The 22127-nt window shown below is 35.4% G+C and carries 12 protein-coding genes; all 12 read left to right on the top strand.

Annotation, left to right across the window (positions count from 1 at the left end; translation table 11 throughout):
• Nucleotides 1-62 precede the first annotated feature (62 nt).
• Nucleotides 63-932 (top strand): carbohydrate ABC transporter permease, encoded by an 870-nt coding sequence (locus tag Q5O30_RS02030; RefSeq protein ID WP_021952096.1) that lies wholly within the window; start codon nucleotides 63-65, stop codon nucleotides 930-932.
• Nucleotides 933-944: 12 nt separating this feature from the next.
• Nucleotides 945-3011, top strand: coding sequence for a YIP1 family protein (locus Q5O30_RS02035; RefSeq protein WP_021952097.1), 2067 nt, complete (start codon nucleotides 945-947; stop codon nucleotides 3009-3011).
• Nucleotides 2995-5511: a DUF5696 domain-containing protein gene (locus Q5O30_RS02040; RefSeq protein WP_021952098.1), complete on the top strand. Its 2517-nt coding sequence runs from the start codon at nucleotides 2995-2997 to the stop codon at nucleotides 5509-5511. The genes Q5O30_RS02035 and Q5O30_RS02040 overlap by 17 nt, the downstream gene beginning before the upstream one ends.
• Nucleotides 5511-6587, top strand: a complete 1077-nt coding sequence (locus Q5O30_RS02045) for a carbohydrate ABC transporter permease (RefSeq protein WP_021952099.1) — start codon at nucleotides 5511-5513, stop codon at nucleotides 6585-6587. The genes Q5O30_RS02040 and Q5O30_RS02045 overlap by 1 nt, the downstream gene beginning before the upstream one ends.
• Nucleotides 6577-7533 carry a carbohydrate ABC transporter permease gene (locus Q5O30_RS02050; protein ID WP_021952100.1) on the top strand — a complete coding sequence of 319 codons (957 nt, stop codon included), beginning with the start codon at nucleotides 6577-6579 and terminating at the stop codon, nucleotides 7531-7533. Before Q5O30_RS02045 ends, Q5O30_RS02050 begins: the two co-directional genes overlap by 11 nt.
• Nucleotides 7534-7605: 72 nt before the next feature.
• The gene (locus Q5O30_RS02055; RefSeq protein WP_302674533.1) at nucleotides 7606-8979 is read left to right on the top strand and encodes a family 16 glycosylhydrolase; all 1374 of its coding nucleotides are present in this window, start codon (nucleotides 7606-7608) and stop codon (nucleotides 8977-8979) included.
• Nucleotides 8980-9063: 84 nt separating this feature from the next.
• Nucleotides 9064-10065 (top strand): LacI family DNA-binding transcriptional regulator, encoded by a 1002-nt coding sequence (locus Q5O30_RS02060; protein WP_021952102.1) that lies wholly within the window; start codon nucleotides 9064-9066, stop codon nucleotides 10063-10065.
• A gap of 29 nt (nucleotides 10066-10094) precedes the next feature.
• On the top strand, nucleotides 10095-13274 hold the full coding sequence (locus Q5O30_RS02065; protein ID WP_021952103.1) for a hypothetical protein: 3180 nt from the start codon (nucleotides 10095-10097) through the stop codon (nucleotides 13272-13274).
• Between the two features lie 207 nt (nucleotides 13275-13481).
• Nucleotides 13482-17030, top strand: a complete 3549-nt coding sequence (locus tag Q5O30_RS02070; RefSeq protein ID WP_021952104.1) for a VWA domain-containing protein — start codon at nucleotides 13482-13484, stop codon at nucleotides 17028-17030.
• A complete protein-coding gene (locus Q5O30_RS02075; RefSeq protein WP_021952105.1) occupies nucleotides 17030-21280 on the top strand; it encodes a transglutaminase family protein in 4251 nt (1416 codons plus the stop codon). The genes Q5O30_RS02070 and Q5O30_RS02075 overlap by 1 nt, the downstream gene beginning before the upstream one ends.
• Nucleotides 21277-21777 carry a hypothetical protein gene (locus Q5O30_RS02080; RefSeq protein WP_021952106.1) on the top strand — a complete coding sequence of 167 codons (501 nt, stop codon included), beginning with the start codon at nucleotides 21277-21279 and terminating at the stop codon, nucleotides 21775-21777. The genes Q5O30_RS02075 and Q5O30_RS02080 overlap by 4 nt, the downstream gene beginning before the upstream one ends.
• Before the next feature lie 33 nt (nucleotides 21778-21810).
• Nucleotides 21811-22127 (top strand): hypothetical protein (locus tag Q5O30_RS02085; protein ID WP_302674534.1); only part of this gene is annotated, 317 nt, incomplete at its 3' end.

Consider the following 22127-nt stretch of genomic DNA (forward strand, 5'->3'; position numbering starts at 1 on the left):
TAGTAAGGTAGCCAATACATTATTTACTGAAAAAGAAGAATATTAGAAAGGAGGATACATAAATGGCAAATTTTCAAGGTAACAGAATTAATCCTACAAGATTTTCCCGTGGACAGATTAAGTTTCATGTAGTTGCATTACCATTATCAATATTTATGATCCTTCCGGTAATATTTATGATAAATAATGCATTTAAACCTTTAGGAGAATTGTTTAGATTCCCACCTACACTTTTTGTACAAAATCCTACATTGGATAACTTTAAAAACCTGTTTAGCTTATCAGGTGCAACAGGTATTCCAATGTCAAGATATTTTTTGAACTCATTTATAGTAGCATTTTTAACAGTTGTACTTGGAATAATCATTACAATTATGGCTGCGTATGTTTTCTCTAAAAAGAAGTTCAAATTAAAGGGAGCTTTATGGGAAGTCAACCAGATGGCACTTATGTTTGTAGCCACAGCGGTTGCTATTCCAAGATACTTAATTATAGTAAGAATCGGAGCATACAACACATGGTTTGCACATGTTCTTCCACTTATTGCAATGCCTGTAAGTTTGTTCCTTGTAAAACAGTTTGTTGACGGTATTCCGAATGCACTTATTGAGGCAGCTGTAGTAGACGGTGCAGGAGATGTTACCATTTTAAGAAAGGTAATTGTTCCACTTACAAAGCCGGCTCTTGCAACATCAGTAGTGCTTACATTCCAGCAGGTATGGAATAACGTTGAAACATCAAACAACTACATTACAAACGAAGCGTTAAGAACATTAACATATTATTGTAACTCCATTGGTGTAAATAATGCGGTGGCGGCAGCAGGTATGGTAGCAGCATCAAGTTTATTCCTGTTCTTACCAAACCTTATAATTTTCATATGCATGCAGTCAAAGGTTATGAACACAATGGCAAGTTCAGGTATCAAGTAAGGAGGCAGATAAATGAGAAAATTATGGAAAAAATCATCGGCTCTGTTTCTGGCATTGATATTTACGGTTATGGCAGTTTTACCTGTGGCAGCTTCTCAGGCAACCAGTTATACATATACAATGGATGACCAAAGTGAGATGGTAAGAACACAGGATGCTTACCTGCCGGACAGAACCATAACAGACTTAGGTCTTTCAGATCCGGAGGACATGATTATTGATGATAACAATCAGGCATACATCGTTGACACCGGAAACAGAAGAATTGTAATTTTTGACTTAAACACAGAAAAAGTTGTAAAGGTCATAAATAAACAGACAGTTGAATCTAAAGATTTTACGGGATTTGATACTCCAAAGGGAATTTTTAGAACAAACGAAGGAGAAATATATGTTGCAGATACCGGAGCCAAAACAGTATTCAGATTCACAAAAGACTTTGAATATGTAAGAAGATATGACAGACCAACGGCACCGATTTTTGCAGATACAAACTACGAACCTAGTAAAGTGGCAGTAGATAGCGGAAATAACTTATACATCGTATCAGAAGGTGTATATGCCGGAATTATTCAGTTGGCTAATACAGGGGAATTCTTAGGTTACTTTACCTCAAACAAAGCTACATTAACACCACAGCAGGTGTTCTTAAAAATTATTTATACAAAAGAACAGCAGAAAAAATCCGCAGCGTTAAACACTTTGCCATCAACATTCTCTAATGTATATGTTGATAAGAAAGGAACAGCTTACTCAGTTTGTATGGGAAAGGGTGGTGACCTTTTAAAGAAACATAGTACAAACGGAAAAAATATGTTTAATGGTGCAATAATATCTTCAGATGCTTTTACCGATGTAACTGCTGATGATAATGGAATTATTTACGCAAGTGATTCTAAAGGATTTATCTGGGTATACACAAGCTCAGGAGAAGTAATATTCTCATTAGGTGAACAGGCAGAGGATACTGATATTTCAGGTTTGTTCTCATCCCTTACTACAATAGCAGTAGATAGGGACGGAAATATCTGGACAGCTGACGGAAAGAAAGGATTCTTACAGTCCTTCACACCTACAGAATATGCAACAACAATATTTAAGGCATTAGACGAATACGAAAACGGTGATTACGATGATGCACTTAAAGATTGGAATTATGTATTACAGCTTAACCAGATGTCGGTTTTAGCACACAATGGTGTAGCAAAGGCATACTTCAATGCAGAAAAGTATGATAAGGCAATGGAACATTTTGAAATAGCCGGAAACAGAGACGGATATTCAGATGCATTCTGGGAAGTAAGAAATAAGTCAATTCAGAAATGGCTTGGCACAGTTCTTGTTATTCTTATTATATTAATTGCACTTAAGGTTATTATTGGATTTATTGATAAGAATAAAATTATTAAGAAAAAGAAACGTGCATTAGGAAAGGTATTAAAGAATACACCGGTTATTGGTGAAATCGGATACGCTTTCAAATGTGCAAAGCATCCTATTGACAGATACTATGATATAAGGGTACATAAAAACGGCTCAATGATAGCAGCAACAATTATTTACATTGTATTTTTCGGTGTATATATGCTGTATCAGACATCAAAAGGATTTATTTACCAGTATACAAAGGTTGAAGATATGGATATGGGAGCAGTGGTAGTTGGTTTCTTTGCAATATTGATTCTCTTTATTGTATGTAACTATCTTGTAACATCAATTACAGATGGTGACGGAACCTTAAAACAGGTATACATGATTCCGGCTTACGGATTAATGCCGGTTATGATATGCATGTTGGCAACTATCGGAATGTCATATGTATTGACATATAATGAGTCATTTATTCTTACAGTAATAATGATTATCGGACTTGTATGGAGCATAGCAGTTATATTTGAGGGACTTTCAACTGTACATGATTATGATTTCAAAAATACAGTGGTAAGTTTACTGATAACAGCAGTGTTTATGTTAATTGCAGCTATAGTAGTTCTGGTAGTTATTATCATGTGGGAACAGTTGTATGACTTCTTATTAACAGTAGGAAAGGAGATTATAAGAAATGTTACAGGCCGCTAAATATAAAAAGTTAAAAATAACAGCACTTGTTGTATGTCTCTTATGTGTCCTTTCTCTTGGAGTTGCGGTAGCAGCTGCGTTCCTTAACACAAACAGAGATACAAGACCGGCTCCTGAAAAGGTTGAATCGGGACTTGAAAAAACAAATGCTTATGAACTTCTTTGTGAAAAAGGAGATTACAGATATTATTTCAGAGATGACAGGGATATTATCTTAATTGAAAACAAGAACACAGGTTATATCTGGAAAACAGGTGTTGACATAGCACTTCCATCAGAGATAGAAGAAGCTTTTGATGTGGTAAACAGTGCCAAGGAAGACAATGACCCGTCAGAAATTAAAGATTATGCAGATGATTTGGGAATTAGTGTGGCAGACGTAAAGACAATTGCCAATACACCAAAGGATTCATCCTTTACTAATGACCGTTATGGTGCATATGCAAACTCGCTTCTTACTGTTGAGTACTACACAGGCTCAGGTAAGGCTATGAAGACTTCAAGAGTTTCATCAGCATCATATGATGAAGATGAAGGCAATTCAGGACTTGAAGCAGTAGACAAGGAAAAAGGTGAATATGTATTAAAATGCTTATTTAAAATTGAGAAAGAAGATTTAGGCATTAATGTATATATTACTTTTGGAGATGACGGAAACATAACATACAACATTCCTTATAAAGAAATTACAGGAAAAGCCATTGATAAAATATGCAACATTGTTATTACACCGTTCTTAGGAACAAGTGGTGGTGCAACATTAGCATATGACAAAGATGAGCAGGACTGGGTAACTCTTAAGGGAAAAGAAATTACACCGGGTTATGCATTAATTCCTGATGGAAGCGGTGCATTGGTAAGATTTGAAGACAACAAGACAAAATTCAGTGATTATAAAGGTAAGGTTTATGGGGAAGACCCTGCAACACAGCTTACATATTATGATTCATTAGGAGATACAGTTCCTGTAAAGAATCCTACAATGCCGGTATTTGGTATTTCCCACGGTGACGGAACCCAGGCAGCATTTGTAGCTTATGCGGACAGTGGTGATGAATATATGTCAATTAATGCAACACCTTCATCATCAGGAGAAGGTGAAGTAAGATATACATATGCATACCCTAGCTTCAAATTCAACTCTGAATTTTATCAGGTTATAAATCAGGCAGGTGAGTCATACAGAAAGACTCAGGATGAGCCAAACAAGTTTGATATATCAATGACATATCAGTTTTTAAGTGGTGACGGCAGCGACGGAAAGCCGGCAGCAGACTATACAGGAATGGCTAAGGCATACAGACAGCATTTAATTGACAATGGAACATTAACTGAAAAAACAGCAGATGGAAATATTCCAATTAGAATTGACTTCCTTATGTCAGATTCTAAGAAGGGTGTATTCTCAACACAGGAAGTTGATGTTACAACAGTTGATGATGTAAGAAGTATCTTGGACAAAATTTTAGATGATGGAATAAGCAACATTAATTCAGGATTAATAGGATGGCAAAGTGGCGGACAGACGCTGGCAAAACCAAACAGCACTAAGTTCTCTGGCTCAATTGGAAAGAAGGGTGCTTTTGAAAGCCTTATGTCAGACTTTAACAAGAAGAATGTAGATATTTCATTCTCAAGAGAATTTACTACAATTAATGAAGATATGGTAAGTTACTATAACAATGCAGCAAAGCATTTGAATACACGGTATCTTGAACTGGATAAATCAGAAGTTCTTCCAAAGAATGTTCCGGTAACGGAATACGGATACGCAGCACCTAAAAAGACTGCACAGTGGATTCAGGATTTGTATGATGATTTGGGAGATTTAAGCCCGTCATTTACAATAGAAGGTGCTTCAAATGTATTAATCAGCACATATAACAGTGATGGAGCTGAAACAACAGTATCTCAGGCTGTAAAGTTATATCAGGATACACTCGAAAACATAACAAAGAAAGGAACAAAGGTTAATCTTGTAAATCCAAATCTTTACTTATGGAAGTATGCGGACAGATATTTACAGTCACCGGTTGGAACATCACAGTATGTTTACGAAACTGATACGGTTCCATTCTTACAAATGGTACTTCACGGTACAATGGAAGTTTACGCACCATATGCTAACTTCTCATTCTACTCAGCAACAGACCAGTTAAGAATGATTGATTATAACATTTCACCGTCATTTGTTTTAACTAAGCAGCCATCTTACTTATTAGCATCAACTACATCTTCAGATTATTATTCAACAGAGTTTGAACAGTATGAAGAGTTGATTCAGAATATTTATAAGGTTGTAAACGAGCCTTTATCACAGGTTGCAGGATACAACTGGGATGGAAGAAAAGTATTACAGGATGGTGTAATAGAAAACAGCTATTCAAAGGATGGCAGCCAAAAGAGTATTGTTATAAATTACACTGATGAAGATGTTACTGTAGGAAATACAACAGTAGCAGCCATGAGTGCAAAAGTTATAGAGGGAGGTGTTAAATAATGGCAGAAGAAAAGATTAAGTCAGCAACAACTCCTAAGACACAGGCAAAACCTAAGAAAAGAAAGAAAATGCGTACATATCAGCAGAGACAGGACAGAACAGGTTATATGTTCATGGCTCCATGGATTATCGGATTTCTGGCATTTACGCTTTTTCCGTTCATATTTACAATTTACTTAAGTTTTAACAATGTTAAAAAGACAACATTAGGATATGAAATCCATTTTACAGGCATAAACAATTACATTGAAGCCTTTGTAGGAAGTACGGATTTCCTTCCGGCACTGATTAAGTATTTACAGATGATTGTACCGTATACATTTATTGTAGTAGTATTATCATTTATCATTGCTTATCTCCTTTGCAAGATTACTACAGGTAAGGGAATACTTAGAACAATTTATTTCCTTCCGGTTGTAATTATGTCAGGACCGGTTATGACACAGATTATGCAGGTTCAAAGTGCAGAGGCAACAGCAGCAGATAAAATCAATGCGGCAGTGGAAAAGGCAAATGCTTATTCAAACATTTTCATAATGCAGATTATTGACAGTTATTCACCGGCTTTAGCATCAGCATTGGCAGGAATATTTGACCAGTTATCAATAATTTTATGGTTTACAGGTATTCCTATTGTACTGTTTATAAACGGTTTACAGAAAATCAATACAAGCATTTATGAAGCAGCAAGAATTGATTCTGCTAATGCATGGCAGATAATGTGGAAGATAACAATTCCGATGTTAAAGCAGATTGGACTTATTATCATGATATTTACAGTTATTCAGCTTGGTATGTTTAATTCAATTAACCCGTTGTATGAACTGATTGAAGAAAAGACCGGTGAAACGGGAAGCGGATTAGGTTATGCGGCAACCTACGCATGGATATACACTGTAATTGTTTTGATTATCGTAGGAATTGTATTCTTATTATTCAGAGAGCGAAAGCCAAAGGATATAAAGGCGAGAAAGAGACAGGAAAAGAAATTAAAGAAGTTAGACAAACAGCAGAAGAGAAGACTTGCAGCTCAAAAGAGACATCAGGCAAAGGAGGCAAAGTTATATGGCAAATAAAGATACAAGTGCAAAGAAAATTGATTTGTCAGCTATAAAGAAAATCAACTTTGCCAAATTAAAGAAATTAAAAGGTGTTGCAATTATCTCTAAAGTAGCAATATATTTTGTACTTATATGTATAGGATTTATTTTCTTAGAGCCGATTTTTGAGATGATTTCAAAAGCAATTATGACATCTAAGGATTTAATTGACCCGGCAATAAGCTGGATACCTAAACATGCTACACTGGATAACTTTAAAAATGCAATATCAACACTTAACATACCAACGTCACTGATTAACTCGATTTTGTTTTCAGCAGTGCTTGCCATAGCACAGACAGCGGTGTCGGCAATGACAGGATTTGCATTATCAAGATATACATTTAAGGGACATAATTTCTGGTTTGTAATGCTTATATTAGCATTCATTCTTCCGGTCCCACTTTTAACAGTTCCAAGAATTATGTTATTTGGAACATTAGAAAGTGCAATTGGAATTAAGATGATTAACACAGCTATTCCTCAGATATTAATGGCTTTGTTAGGCCAGGGAACTTATTCCACAATGTTAATTTTGATATTTTATAACTTCTTCAACATGATTCCAAAATCATTAGATGAAGCAGCAATGATTGATGGAGCCGGCTCATTTAAGGTGTTCTATCACGTAGCAATCAGATTATCAATATCAACTATACTTGTTGTATTCCTGTTTTCATTCGTATTTAACTGGAATGAAACTTACACAACAAATATTATGTTGGGTGATGCATTAGAATTACTTCCTGGAAAACTGGCATTGTTTGATAACGGTGCTGCAAGTGGTACGGGAAATGTGGTAAATGAAGCTAACCGAATGGCAGCCACACTTATGGCAATAGCACCATTATTAGTATTATATGCTCTCGTTCAGAAACAGTTTATCGAGGGTATTGAAAACACCGGTATTACAGGTGAATAAAGCAACAGGGAAGAGGTCATGCATGTGACCTTTCCCATAACTATATTAATATTAATGAAAGGGCAAAAAAATATGAAGATTTTTAAGCAGATCACTTCAATTGTAATGGCAGTAGCCATGGTGGCCACGATTATTGCTGTAAATCCGGTAGACGCAAGTGCTAAAGTAACTATTAAGTCCGGAAAGAAGATTGCTTTAACCGTAGGCAAAAAAACAACAATTAAGGTAAAACAAAAAGGTGCAAAATTCACATCAAGCAATAAGAAAATTGCAACTGTAACTAAAAAGGGAAAAGTAACAGCCAAAAGACCCGGAGCATGTAAAATTGTGGTTAAAGTTGGAAAAAGCAAGAAAAGTGTTCCTGTAACTGTTACACCACCAAACATTACAATTGACAAGGCAAAAAATGCTTCAGACAAGGGTATTGAAGTAATGTGGGAAAAATCAGGTAACAGGTATATAACAGGTTATTATGTATATTACTCCACAAATGCTAAAAGCGGTTTTAAGTCTGTAAAAGTTGGTAATGTAAGCAGAACAAAAATTGACAATTTAACAGTAGGCAAAACATATTATTTTAAAGTCAAGGCATACTCAAAGGTTGGTAAGAAAATATACACCAGTGCCAAATATTCAGGAGTTGTAAGCGATAAGGTTCGTAAAATGGTTTGGAATGATGAATTTAAAGGAACAGAGCTTGACACAACAAAATGGAATAATAATGGTGCAACAGGTGCCGGCGGATACGGAAACAAGGAACTTCAGAACTATCAAATGAGATTTAGTGAAGTAAAAGATGGAAATCTGATTATTAAGCCACAGTTTGAGTATAATCCTGAAACTAAATCATGTGTACCTAATCGTTATTATTCAACTAAAATATGGACTAAGGATATGTATTCATTAAAGTATGGTAAAGTTGAGTTTAGAGCTAAATTACCAAAAGGTCAGGGAACATGGGCAGCAGGCTGGATGTTAGGATATGGAACATGGCCACAGTGTGGTGAGATAGACGTTTTTGAATCAACTAAAGATGAATCAAAAACAACCATACCACAGTCTATCCATTGTCAGAGGTTTAACGGAATGCCAACAAGTTCAGGAAATAAGTACAAAAATGCTATTGTAAAGGATGCAACAAGTGCATACCATACATATGGTGTTGTGTGGACACCTGATTCAGTTACATTTACCCTTGATGGAAAAATAACATGGACTTATGATCCGGATATGTACGTTGCTACAGGAAAGGGTGTAAACGTTCCTGCAATATGGCCGTATAATAAAGATTTCTACCTTATCATTAACTGTGCTATAGGCGGAGTCCTTGGTGGGAATGTAACACCTAAGTATTGGACAAAGATTAATGAATACAATACAAATTCAGGAATAAGACAAACATATCAGGATTATATGTATGTTGACTATGTAAGGGTATACCAGTAAAACAATAAAAGATTTGTCCGGCGAAGAGAAGGAAAACTCTTTGCCGGATAGAAAATATGTTTAAAGAAAAATGGAGGTTATTGTATGGTTACAATAAAAGACGTTGCCAAGGAAGCAGGAGTGGCAATCTCAACAGTTTCAAATGTTTTTAACAGAGCTGATATCGTAAGTGAGGAAACAAAGCAGAAGGTATTATTGGCAGTAGAAAAATTGCATTACATTCCAAATATGAATGCAAAATTACTTAAGTCTAACAGAAAAAATACAATAGGCCTCTTTTTAACAAGTTTGCAGGGAGACTTCTATAAGGTATTAATACAGGCTGTTCACTTACAGTGTAAATTAAATAACTATATGTTAAATATTTATGTAAGTAACGGAAACTCACCGGACGAAATCTATAGAATGATTATTGCATCAGGAGTAGCAGGGGCAATTATCTATCATGAAGATCTAACAGGTGATTATGTTAAGAGAATAGCTACAGTTAATATTCCTATGGTATTCCTTGACAGGGCCAGCAAAGGAAGAAATATTTCAGGTGTGTTATCAGATGATAAGTTAGGTGCAACAATGGCTGTTGATCACTTAATTAAACTTGGTCACAAGAGAATCGGATATATGCATGGAAATGAATCGGGAGATGACAAGCATCGTTACGAAGGTTACGTTGAAATGATGGAAAAGAACAATCTCCCTATAGACGAAAACATTGTTTTAAGAGGTTATTATGAGGAATCTTTAGCGTATAGTGAAATGCGCTCATTGCTTTCTAGCGGTGTAGAACTGCCGGACGCAATGTTCTGTGCCAATGATGAAATGGCATGGGGATGTATACAGGCATTGCAGGATGTGGGAATTAAAGTTCCGGAACAGGTAAGCGTAATAGGTTATGATGACAGCACATTAAGTGCTTATTACGGAGTTCCACTTACAACAGTTCACAATCCGATTACAGAAATGGGCAGTGCCAGTGCCAATGAACTTTTCAGATTATTAAATGATGAGGGAGATAAGAGTGGTACTGTAACTAAGCTTTCTCCAAAGATGGTCTACAGAAGCTCATGTGGAAAGTGTAACAAGTAAAAAATAGATATATTCGTAAGGAGATTATAATGGAAAATTACAGACTTGAAGGTAAGACTTTTGTAATTGATGATTATGACAGATTACCTGCATTCTCAAGTTTTCTTCCTGGTCTTGCAGGTGTGAAAGGTATTCCAATGTGGACTTTTTATACCAACAGAGGTCAGGGAATGAACAGTTTTGGTATTGACAATAAGGGAAATGCCATTATGGAGTTCAATTCAGCAAATACAGCGTTTGAAAATACAACAGTAAAAGGCTTTAGAACATTCTTAACCATAGACGGAGAATATTATGAACCATTCTTCAAATATGAAGATGATGCAAAACGTCAGATTCGTATGAATAGGAATAGTTTTAAAGTAATCGAAAGAAATGAAAAATACGGAATTGAAATAACAGTTAATTACTATGTTTTACCAAACGAAAGCATTGGAGCATTAGTAAGACAGGTTTCAATTAAAAACATAAGTGGACAGAAAAAGAACATAGAGATAATTGACGGACTTCCAAAGATTATTACATATGGTATTTCTAATGGTGAATTTAAGGAAATGTCAAACTTATTTAAAAGCTGGGCATATATCAAAAATATTGATAACAAAGTTCCTTATTATACACTTAGAGCTTCAACAAAGGATTCAGCTGAGGTATCAGATGTAGAGGGTGGTTATTATTATCTTACAGTTAAGGACGGAAAATTACAGGATGTAATTTACGACGTTGATACAGTGTTTGGTTATGATTTATCCCTTATGACACCGGTAAGATTTATTGATGGTGGCATTGATAATGTTCTTGGAAAAGAACAGTGCTTTGCTAACAAGGTACCTTGTGGTTTTACACCATTTAAGACACAGTTAGATGACGGAGAAGAATTCTCCTTTGATACAATGATGGGCTTTGCAGGTTCTGTAGATCAGATTAACGCAAAGATAGACACATTCTGTAAAGAAGGATATTTACAGGACAAATTTGTGGAAGCAGAAGAGTTAGCTGAAAGCTTTACTTCAGATGTTAAAACACATACTGCAGCAGGCAAGTTTGACCAGTATATTGAGCAGTGCTATTTAGATAACTTCCTTCGTGGAGGATATCCATATGTACTTAATAAAGACGGAAATAAATCAATTATTCACCTGTTTAGCCGTAAACATGGTGATCCTGAAAGAGATTATAATTTCTTCTCAATTGCAGCAGAGTATTATTCTCAGGGTAATGGTAACTTCCGTGATGTTTCACAGAATAGAAGAAATGACGTGTTCTTTAATAAAGATGTTGGGGACTTTAACGTAAAGACTTTCTTTAGTTTAGTTCAGGCAGACGGATACAATCCGTTAGAGGTACGTCCAAGTCTTTTCAATGTTATTGAAGGAAAAGAGGAAGAAGTTAAGGCATATGTAAAGGAAAGCATTGATGGTGATGCATCTGCCATTGTTAAAATAGTGGAAGGTAAATTTACACCGGGACAGATTTCCAATACAATCGCAAGATTACAGTTAAATCTTAAAGTGGATGATGGTGAATTTATTGCCAATATTTTAAATAACTGCAATCAGAATATAGAAGCCGGTTTTGGCGAAGGATACTGGAGTGACCATTGGGATTATAATATGGATCTTGTGGATAATTATTTATCAGTATTCCCTGACAAAAAGGATCAGTTCCTGTTTGGAGATGATACATATAAATTCTATGACAGCGTTGCATATGTTGTTCCAAGAGATGAGAAATATGTAATTAACAAAAAGGGTGATGTACGTCAGTACGGCATGGAAGTTGAAGATGAGGAGAAACTTGCAAGAGAAGGATTTAACAAGTGGGCAACTAACTGGTTAAAGGAAAAGGACGGCAAGACTGTTCATACAACCCTTGCAGTTAAGATGATTATTTTGGCACTTAGCAAGTTCGCCCAGATGGATATGGATGGAATTGGTGTTGAAATGGAAGGCGGAAAGCCTGGCTGGAACGATGCAATGAATGGACTTCCGGGATTGTTTGGTTCAGGAACACCTGAAACTTTTGAACTGAAGAGACTTGTTAAGTTTATTACAGATAATTTCGGTGGTGACGGATTTGTAGTAATGCCTGTTGAAATATCAAAATATTTAGATGCAGTTAAGGCAGAGCTGGACAAATATAATGCAGGAAACCTTAATGACTTTGAATATTGGGATGCTGTTGCATCAGTGAGAGAAGCTTACAGAGCTGCAACTAAGCTGGAATTTAGTGGAGATAAGGATTCAGTATCTAAGGCACACATCGTTGAAGTTTTTGAAGCATTTGCAGAGAAGATTGAAAAGGGTATTGAGAAGGCTGTAGAAATTGGAAATGGTCTTGTTCCTACATACTTTACTCATGAAGCCATAGATTTTGAACCTGTAGTAGATGAAAATGGTGAGCCGGTTATTAGTCATTACGGATTACAGAAGGCAAAGGTTAAGGCATTTAAAGCGGTTCCTCTTCCGTATTTCCTTGAAGGTCCTGCAAGAATGATGGGATATGTTGATGTTGACACAGCAAGAGATATGTTCGACAAGGTAAAGAAAACAGATCTTTATGACAAGAAACTTGCCATGTACAAAACATCTGCATCAATTGAAGGATGCTCCATGGAAAATGGTCGTTGCCGTGCATTTACACCGGGATGGCAGGAGAGAGAAAATGTATTCCTTCATATGGAATATAAATATATTCTTGCTATGCTTAAGGCAGGCTTATATGATGAATATTATGACACAATAACAAGAGCACTTATACCGTTCCTTGATCCGAATATGTATGGAAGAAGCACATTAGAAAATTCTTCTTTCCTTGCATCAAGTGCCAATCCTAATCCGGATGTTCATGGAAGAGGATTCGTTGCAAGACTTTCAGGTTCTACAACAGAAATGATTTCTATGTGGATTGAAATGTTTATAGGTGACAAGGTATTTACATACGAAGATGGAAAGTTAGTTCTTAATTTTGAACCAAAACTTGCTAACTGGTTATTTGATGAAGGAAAGGCAACCTTCAGATTGCTTTCAACATGCGATGTTACATATGTAAATAACACAGGCAAGAATACATTTGGAAAGGATGCAGCTAAGGTATCTAAGATTGAAATCAATGGAGAAGTTGTTTCAACAGAACCAAAGATTGTGGGAGAAAAGGCTGAAGCTGTAAGAAACGGTGAAATAGACAAGATAACAGTTTATTTTGAATAAGTTTTCAGATGATAAAATAAAATAATATGATTTTTTATCCGGCAGGAAATCCTGCCGGATATTTTTTATGCTAAATTGCTGTAATGTAATAGTAATAATACAGCATTATTGGAAGTATTATACAAAGTTACTGGAAAAAAACTTGAAAAATGTTTTTATAAGTTCTATAATGTTTTTATTCGAAAAACAAAGGGGAGGACTTATCCAATGAATACCAAAGCATTAAAATTTTTAGCACACGCACTTGTATTTATGATGATTGTGGAACTGGCAGTCATGAACATAAATATAAGTGCTTTTTCAATTGAAACGATATCATTAGCTGAAATGGACAGATTAAAATGTCAGTCAGTTAAGTGGATTAAAAAAGAACAAAACGGGGATGGAAGTTTTGGTGATAACATTCAACTTTATGAAACATCCCAAATATTGGAAAACTTAGCTTATGAGGAAAGCTTAGCAGATGAAAAAGAGAAGGCGTTACAATGGCTTAAAAAATCTGAAACTAAAAGTAACGATGACATATTCAGAAAATTCTTAGCAATTACCCAAAATAATAAATTAGTAAATAAAAATCAGGAAGAAATAGAGTTTGCAGAGCTCCAAAATAAAGATGGCGGGTTTGGAATTTCAAAAGATTATAAAAGTGATGTTTTAGACACTATTCTTGCAGTGGAGTGTATGGAGAAAAGCGAAAAAGATAATAGTGAAAAAATAACTAAAGCTGTAAATTATCTTAATCTTTGCCAAAATGAAGATGGTGGATTTGCTTTTTCGGGAGAAAAATCCAGCAGTTACCTTACAGCTTTGGTATACAGGGTTATTAAGGGAAATACAGCTTCATTTAATAAGGCAGGAAAAGAAATATTAAAGAAATGTAGAGAGTACATAGATAGTAACGAAAAAGATAATACATTGTGGGGAATTGATAATGAAACAATAAAAAATTCCCTTATGTGTTCATTAGCACTTGTGGAAGATAATGATGATACATTAAACAGAATTTCAGTTATCTCAAATAAAGTGGCTGAAGATGGCAGTTTATTTGAAGATGCAGAACTTACAAGTCTTTACATTAGTTTGGTAAATGAGTATGAAGAAGTAGCCGGAAAGCTAAATACAGGTAATGTATTAATAAAAGGAATAAAGATAAGTTCTGATAAGGAAAGAATAGGCGCCTATTCAGAAGTTAAAATAACACCTGATATTATAGGAATGAAGGACAATTATAAGGTAATTGTTGTTGTATCAGGAAAAGAAGGTTATTCACAAATGTTGAATACAGAAGGGAACAATACCTATTTATGGAATACAGAAAATAATATTGGTACTTTTGAAGTTCTAGTTTCAATAGTTGATAACATCAAAGGAGAGGTTATAGCAAGCAGGTTAAAGGCTGTTGAAGTATTAGAAACATTTGAAGTTCAATCTGTTAATAGTAATATTTCTCCAAAAGCATATAAAATTAATTCAGGTAAAAAAATAATAATACAGCCGTCAGCATATGTTTTATCAAATGTAAGTGATGAAATAACCGCAGAGGTAAGTATTATTGGGGACAATGAAAAGGTTTTATACAAGGCGGAAAATAAAAAAATTGGTGGAGAGAATTTAAAGGAAGTTATTTTTGATGATTTTACATATGTTCCGGATATAAAAGATACAACCATTGTCAGGGTTCAAACGAAAATATTAAGAAAAGGTGTGGAGCAAAAGACCAAAAACAATTATGTGAAGATATATTCATCCACAGACGAAAATAGAATTGACATAGATTATAAGGTTAGCAGTAACTTCATTGACACCACAACGGACAACATAAATGTTGATTTTTCATTATCAGGAAAAGGTTTATCGGAAACAATTAAAAGAAAACCAATGGACATAATGATAATGCTTGACAGTTCCGGAAGCATGTCAAAAGAGGATTGGAAGAAAGCGGTAGATGGTGCGAAATTAATAATAGATAACAAGCAGCCGGAAGACAGAGTGGCAATGTTTGATGTTACTTTGAACAGATACATTGGAGATTTTACAAATAATGAAAAGGAAATAAATTGGGGGCTTGAGAGAGCCTATGGCAAAGAACCGAACGGTGGAACATTCACGTATTATGCCATAAATTATTTTTCAGGTTTTTTTGACGAAGATGACAGAGACAGGGTAATATATTTATTTACTGATGGAACGAGAAGTCAAGGGATAGATAGCAAGACACTTGATGAAGACAAAATCAGAGGAAAGAATATTAATATTTATGGTGTTTATCTGGAAAATGATTATTCGATGGAAAAAATCGAAGAAGCAAAGGAAACAATGGAGTATATCACAGAAGTAGGTGGAGGACGCTGGGTTAATTCAAAGGATAACGGCGAAATTATCAGTAGTGTTAGGGAATTACTGGGAGATATTTTCAAAATGGCAGGAAGAAATGTGAAACTTTCCATGACACTGGAAAATGATATTCCATTTTCAAAAATAAGTTTTGATAATAAACCTGATGAAGTGATAAAAAATGAAGATGGTACAACAACAGTAATCTACAATAGAAATTATTTAAGAGTGGGGGAGGACCGGAATTTAGACATTAAATATGACATTTCAAATATGTTCTTTGAGAAAGATATAAATTTAATTAAAGACATAAAATTTTCTTACGTTGATGAAAATGATGAGAACATAGAAATTAACTTAGATGACATAAAAATTGGTGTTTCAAACAATAAAAGTTCAGCTATACCGGATATAAAAAATGAAGATGAAAGTGAGGATGAGAGCACTGTTAAAATCGAGAAAAAAGAAGGAAACAGTATATTGTCCCACAATAAACCGGAAGAAACAATAATGGATGAAAATAAGGGACAGGTCACAGGAAAAATGTCATTATCTGACAATAGAGTATATGTTGGGGATGATATTACGGCAGATATTAATTTAACTGATTATAACAATTTAGAAAAGAAAAAAACAAATACAAGAATTGTATTAATCAATAAGGGTGATGCCAACAGAATTTACATAACTGACGGTGAGATGGAACTTGCAGGTAGTAACGAAGCTAGTGAAAAGATGACTGTTAAAACTAAGAGCTATGAAGAGGGAAGTTATATTGCCATATATATGGCGGAGATTAATGGAGAAATGACAGCCCTTGACGTGGCAGGAATAGATGTTTTGGAACACAGATATATATTGAAAGTTACGGCAGGAACAGGAGGAAATGTAGAGGATAAAAGTGGGGAATACAAGAAGAACGAAGTAGTCACCTTAAATGCTAAAGCCAATAAGGGATATGTATTTGATAAGTGGGTAAGTGAAGATATATCATTGGACATTAATCAGGTAAACAGTTCACAAATAAACATAGTTATGCCGGATAAAGACGTAAGAATAAAGGCAGTGTTTGTGAAGGAGAAAAATGTGGATAGGGGTACGGATGATAAAAATACTGTCAAAGATAACAAAAACAAAGAAGGAACTGCCAATAAAAGGGGTGGTTCTAAGACGGATTTAAATCATAGTAACAAAGCAAAAAACAATGTTTCAAATATAGATAACAGAAGTGTTAAGGAAGAAAAAGAGTCAGAGTCAGCGAAATATATGGAAAACGGTAAGTCCATATTAAGTCCTATAACAGGTGATTTTATTACCAGAGATAGTATTAGGATAATGATTCTGATACAATGCATAGCCTTAATTATCATTTGCGTAGCATTGAAGAAAAACAACAGGAAAGAACAAGAAGGGGTACAGTAATGTCATTAAGCATGTTTAAAAATAAATTATATAATACAATAATAGCAGTGTCACTTATTGTTGCAATAATGGTAGTATCTACTTATGCACCGGACATTTTGCCGGGAGAAAGTAAGTCAGATAAGACAATTGCATGTAATGAGATGAAGGGGGAAAAACCACAGATAAGGGTGGCTTCAGCAAAGAAATATAGCGATATTTCACAAGTGATGGAAGAATTAGAAGGTTCAACAGAGGGAGAAAAACAAAAAGACACACTGAATAATCTTGGAAAACTAATAAAGGATACAGAGGAAACAGTAAAAAAGGAAGTTAAGAACGCGAAGAAAAATACAACATCGGAAGAAATAATAAAAAGAGCCGACAGCTATGAGAAACTGGCAATGAATGGTCTTAACAGGGTTTCAGAAAAAATTGAAAAGCTGTCTGAAAAAATGAAATCAGGTACTGTTTCGGGAAAAGAAGTTAATGTTGAGATTGCATCAATAAAATCTGAAATAGAAGACATGCAAAAGTATGATGAGCCAAAGGTGGATAATAACGATGAGGCTCATGGAATGGCAACGGGGTATGAATCAGAAAAAATAATTGGTGAGCAGATGGTTAAGTCTGATTACATAAATTATAGTGCTGATTCTACGGAAGCTGCTAACGAGTCATATCTTAAAATTAATGAAAACATGAAAAAGACTGCCGATTCATTGGAAACACCGGCAGAAATATATGAATATGTCAGAAACAATATTCAATATAGGCAGTATACCGGTTTAAGACTTGGTGCCATAGGAACATATGAGCAAAAAGCAGGAAATGATCTGGATCAGGCGGCGTTACTGATTGCATTATTAAGATATAAGGGATATGAAGCAAGGTTTGTAACAGGTAATGTTGATATTGAAATAAATAAGGTAATGAACTGGCTTGGAGTTAAGACAGAAAAAGCAGCCGTTAATGCAATGTCAATGCTGGGAGTCTCAACTAATTATGGGATTAATGGAAAAGGCAAGATTACTAAATTGAGAATAGAACATGCCTGGGTAAAGGTGCTGGTTCCGTATGATTCATACAGGGGTGCAGGAAAAGTTAGTGGAGAAAAGGTATGGGTAGATGTTGACCCGTCCTTTAAGCAGTATGAAGAAGAGGTGGAAGATAACAGGGTAGAGGAATTTTTGCGTGGAGATACAGAAAAAAACGTTACTTCTTCTAGTACAGAAAAATTGGAAGAAGCACTAATCAATTCAGATTACAAGGATATATTCAATGGAGAAATTCAAAATAGCGAAAATGAAGTATCACAAAAGCAAAGTGAACTTAAGGACTTTATAAATAATAATGATATAGAATTAAAGGAAATTGCTGATGCAGTAGGGATAAGAAATATAAAGAAGGTAGAAACCGGATATCTGCCTAACAGTCTTCCTTATCATGTAGTAAGCACAACGTATGAAGAAAATTATCTTACAGATGATTTTATGGATAAAATCACATTGGCAGTTAATAATGCACTGTACGGGGAAACCTTTGCTGAAACTACGGATGCAAGCATTACATTTTATACGGCGGATTTATATGGACATAATGTAACATTAAGTTATGAGCCTGCAACCGATGAGGATGAAAAAATAATAGACAGGTATGGTGATTTATTTTCAACACCATCATATCTGGTAAGAGTGAAGCCGGTAATAAAGGTAGATGAGAAAAAGGTTCTTGAAGGTAATTCACAGATTCCGGGTACATACACGAACCTTGTAATGAATATAGCTGAGGCAGGAATTGATGAAGTAAAGGTGGAAAATCCCCTTGTTTCAGGTGGAATTTATGGAATTGTATTTGATTACAATACCATAAACAGCACTTATTTTGACACAAAATATGAAGAGCTTCAGTCCTGTGTTGATGAGGTTAAAAGTGGAAAAAGAAATCTGATTCAGGCAATGGAAGTTTTGACATGTACCGTGGGTCAGGAGTATTTCGGGTATCTTGATTTATACACACAGCTCTCGGCAAAGGCGGCCGGGGTACAGTGGGCAAGGTGTATCAGCCAATGCATAGTGGGGTACATGCCGAAGGTAAGCAGGATGATGGGAATGCCTGTTGCCACCAGTGACGGCTCATTGTATATTGACGTGGATACTGATACATTAGGGGTTGCACCGAAGCAGGATGAATCTGAAAACAAAGATGAAGCTATCAGAGAAAATGCAGACGTAAAGAATTTTATGATGCTAAGTGGAGCGATAGGTTCGTATTTAGAGGGATATGTAATAGGTGAAGCAACGGACACTCAGGGAATATCTTCCATATCAGTTATTGAGGAGGCAAAGGAAAGAGGTATAGACGTTCTTACTTTGTCAAAGGAAGATACGGACAAGTTAAACAGTCTTTCAATTAACGAAAATACCAAAAAGGAAATTCAAAAGGCACTAAATAATGATAAAATAGTAATAGTACCAGAGAAAGAAATATCTTACTATGATTGGCAGGGAACCGGTTATATTGTATTAAATACCGAAAATGGTGCAGCTTCTTACATGATTGCAGGTGGTTTATGCGGAGGACAAAGTTCATCTGAAATTAGTTTGGTGCTGTTCACAGTGTTGGTAGCTATCGCGGCGGTATTTGCAATAGCAACATATGAGTATTTTGCATTATGCGCATTGGAAGCACTGATGAATGTGTTGGTATCCTTAGCATCAGGAATCAGCATTTTGGATATATGTGTGATAATACTTAGTGTAACAGGGGCATATTACGCTGGAAAGGAAATAATTAATGTAGGGGAATGGACGTCGGATTATGTGAAAAATCCTAACCGTGAAACGGCAGAAAAGATACTTGAGAAGGCTTTGGAAGCCTGGGTGATGGTACTCGTATTTGACTACGCAATGCCTAAAATAATGGAGGGCATAAGTTACGATGAGTCAGCTTTTTTCAAATTTATATCTAAAAAGTATGGAAAATGGAAAGTAATAGACATAGGGAAGGATGTTAAACCATCAAAACCGGATGTGGATCCAGTAGATCCGGGAGAAAATAAACCGGATGTGGATCCGGCAGATCCGGGAGAGAATAAACCAGACGTGGATCCTGCTGATCCGGGAGAGAATAAACCGGGACCGGGAGACGGTGGTTCCGGCTCAGAAGGAGGTTCAGGGTCAGATAATACAGGAACAGGAGAAGATGATTACGGAACAGGAGGAGATTCAGATTCAGGTGGTTCAGGATCCGAAGAAGGCGACTCGGAAATAGGAAAAGACGACTCCGGAAAAGATGGAGAAAAAACAGATCCGGGAGTAGGAAAAAGCGATTCGGAGATAGGAGGAGGCTCAGGAAAAGATACAGGTACAGGGGGTACAGGAGGGCGAAAAGATACAGGCGGAAACAGTGCCATAGATGATTACTGGTATGGTATAAAGAATAAGTATGGGGACAAGTTCGCCAATGAACTGGAACCCTTTGGAAAAGACGGACAAGCATTAATAAAGAGATATGAAGAAAATGGCAACATTCACGATGTAATTGATGTAATCAACAGTTTGCCGGAAACTGATGAAAAGAAGGGCATTCAGTTAATGATAGATTACCTTGATGATGCGGTGAAATTGTTGAAAAATAAAAACACTCTGTCATTAAGTAAGACGCTATGCAAGGGACTTAAGGAGAATAAAATAACCATAGATAAATTTCAGGAATTGAAGCTTAAGCCGTTAAAGGGTGAAAAATACACAGGAAGAGAGAAGGAAATAATTAAGTCTATTAGGGAAAGGTTTACAATAAATAAGAATACATTGCTGAGAAAATATATTAGGCAGGAAGATGTTGAAAAGTATGTAAGTGGAGAATATAATGCCATAATGGGGTATATATCAAGGGCGGAAGATTATAATGATGTTGGAAATTTTAAGGATATTTTTGAAACATTTCGTCTGAATTACAAAGGCACACCATATCACTCAACAGACAAGTCATACTGGAAGATAGAATTTAATACTATATCAGATGATTTGGAGAGGATTAATTTGGACAAAACATATGGAATAGAATTTGGAGGTGGTAATGTAGATGAAAATCCATGTACAAGAAATGGATTTACGGGATCGGAAAATGGTAAAGTCATACCAGAATGGAACTTAAAAAAAGATGGAGTAGGGTATGATGATAATGCGTTGATGACCAAGATTGAAAATGGAAAGATAGTGGAACAGTATAAATTTGATGATGATGGAATATGGAGGAAAATAAAATGAGATTAAGATGGGGTATGTATACAATTTATAAGAAAAAAGAAATAAGATTTCATAACGATGACAATAGCAATCAACTGATAGTTAAAATTCATGATGAACATATTGTAGATGATAAGTGCATACAGAGTGAATGGGGATACTATATTCGCCCCGTAACATCTGAAGAAATAGGGGATGTTTATGGAGTTAGACCATACGCAATATATAAGGGACATAAGGTGGCATTAAGAGGAAGTCGTATAGCTGAAAAAATGGCAATTATACCGACAAGTATGGATAATGAAGATTATGAAGAAACAATGAAAGTACTAGGTATTCAACATGAATATAATGGAGAAGATACAGTATTTGTGCCCATCAAGGATTTGGATATTTATGAAAGAGTAAGGTATTATGATAGATACGAATATTTTAAGGGAATATATAAACCATATAAGGTTGAGGATTACCATGTGATAATCAAGGACGGTGAGATACACAGATATAAGGTGGAATAAATTTATGTGTTGAAATTTATGGAGGAAAGTAAAATGGAACTAAGATGGGATAGTTATACGCTTTATAATGGAAAAGAAACATTACTGTATAGAGATGGCATTATTAATCGATTGGTAATTCCAATAAGTGATAAAGATATGCTAGATGATAAGTGTATAAAAGATCAATGGGGGCATTGTATTCGTCCCGTTACACCGGATGAGATAGAAGATATACGTTGTGTTACACCATATGCAATATATAAGGGACGTAAGGTGGAATTAAGAGGAAGTAAGTTGTTTGAAAAAATGGCAATAGCACCGACAAGTATGTATAATGAGAATTATGAAGAAACAATGAAAGTATTAGG

The organism is Eubacterium sp. CAG:161, from assembly GCF_000432355.1.
Lineage (GTDB): Bacteria > Bacillota > Clostridia > Lachnospirales > Lachnospiraceae > Eubacterium_G > Eubacterium_G segne.